Below are 1,763 nucleotides of genomic sequence, written 5' to 3'. Positions count from 1 at the left end.
CTTCGGTCACGCTAGGCGACGCAGTCAGGGTCGCGGTAGTGGTGTCGACCGAATCGTTGATCGTGGTCTGAGCCGGGGTCGGATTCGGGGTCAGCTGCTCGAAGTTACCGCCCGTGGCGGTCTCGATGGTGACGCTGACGGTCGAGCCGTTGTTGTAGACGTCGTTGGCCGGGGTCTGGAAGTCGACACTGCCCTGGGTCTTGCCCGCTTCAACGGTGATGGTCTGGCCGTTGGACAGGGTCACGGTTACCGGAGTCTGGGCAGGGTTGCTCAGGGTCACGGTATAGGTGATCACGCCACCTTCGGTCACGCTAGGCGACGCAGTCAGGGTAGCCGTGGTGGTGTCGATGGTATCCGTCACCTGGGTAACCGCAGGCGTTTGCGGCAATGTTACCGTCAGACCGCCACCACCGGTGCTACCTGTCACGGTCGCCGAAATCTGGCCACCGTCGATATATGGGGTGTCATTCGCCGGGACCACGACATTGACGCTACCGCTGGTCTGCCCGGCCGGAATGACGATCACAGCACCATTGGACAGGGTAACGACCAGGTTGGTGGTCGGTGCCTGGCCAACCGTGGCGGTATAAACGATTACGCCACCCGCCTCGCTGATCGAAGGGGTAGCGCCAAGAATCAGGTCCGTAGCAACGTTGGTGTCCGTCGTCGGTGGGATCACCAGGTTGTTGCCGTTGGTGTCCAGCAGGCCCACTTCCTCGCTATCGAGCGCAGCGGCAAAGCCCAAGCCGTCAGTCGGGAAGCCAACCGTCGGGTCGACCCGGCCCGCCGTTTCTTCGAGCATCACGAAGCTATGACCACCGCCCAGCGCACCACCACCGCCCGCTGCCGACGGGCCAGCTGCGGTAGCTTCAAGCTCTGTAGTCGGGTCGACACCCGCAGCAATCGCCTGCTGCAGCTCTTCCACCGACGGCGCAGCCTGGGCAGTCGCCTGGCTCAGATCGGTGCTGCTGTCAGGTGCTTCAGCGCTCCATTGGCTATCGCGACCCAGATCGAGCAGACGGCCATCAGCCAGTTCCAGAGTAACCGCGCCACCAGGACCAGTGAGCACTTCTTCACCGGTCAATAGACGGTCACCCTCGATGAGTACACGCCGGATGCCCTCTGGGGATACCGCAATAACCTGGCCGACAATACTTTTGACGATGGCTACAACGCTGCTCATTGGACTCTCCGTGTGACCCGATGGGGTACTTCCCTGCCAGAGCGGCGCTTGCTAGCCACTTCAGGCGGAACTATGTAGATGATCTCTTGACGTTTTTTGACGTCAATATTCCGTCTATAACTATTTGGAATTGCTTAACTGCCAAACTATTGACCTTATACATGCCATCCTAAACAATCGGCAATGTAATGTCACATTGATATTTGTACCTTAGCCAAGCGTTTCTCAAGGACAAATGTCGTACATCATCTAAAGCCTGTTTATCCCTCGATCCAGGTACTTATTTACACACCTGGGCCGCCATGGATGATGCGGCGAGGCCATCGTTCATCGGGCGCGGTCAGTGTTATTGGCATCAACATTCAAACCACTGTCAATCGCCCCGGCACTGCATGTCCATAAAGCACAAACCTTGCCGGGTTGCGGCTTGCCAGCGGACTGAAAGCAGGTTGAATCGCGAATGCGTTGCACGCTCAAGCCGCACAGGTTTTCAATTGTGCATACACCACGAGCAGCGAATTGTCGCAAATCAAAGAGATGCTGCGCGGGTGCGCCAATACTGCCGCCCCACTCATGGGAA

Annotated in this window: 2 protein-coding genes; both read right to left on the bottom strand. The window is 58.3% G+C overall.

Going from position 1 to position 1,763, the window contains the following annotated elements; genetic code table 11:
• The coding region (locus tag APH42_RS28805; protein ID WP_082421484.1) for a retention module-containing protein at positions 1–1,183 on the bottom strand (1,183 nt) is incomplete at its 3' end.
• 327 nt (positions 1,184–1,510) lie between these two features.
• A partial coding sequence (locus tag APH42_RS30355; protein WP_218187666.1) for a hypothetical protein occupies positions 1,511–1,763 on the bottom strand: 253 nt, incomplete at its 5' end.

The organism is Pseudomonas sp. NBRC 111140 (assembly GCF_001320885.1).
In the GTDB taxonomy this organism is placed as follows: Bacteria; Pseudomonadota; Gammaproteobacteria; order Pseudomonadales; family Pseudomonadaceae; genus Aquipseudomonas; species Aquipseudomonas putida_P.
This window is presented reverse-complemented; position numbering and strand designations above follow the sequence as displayed.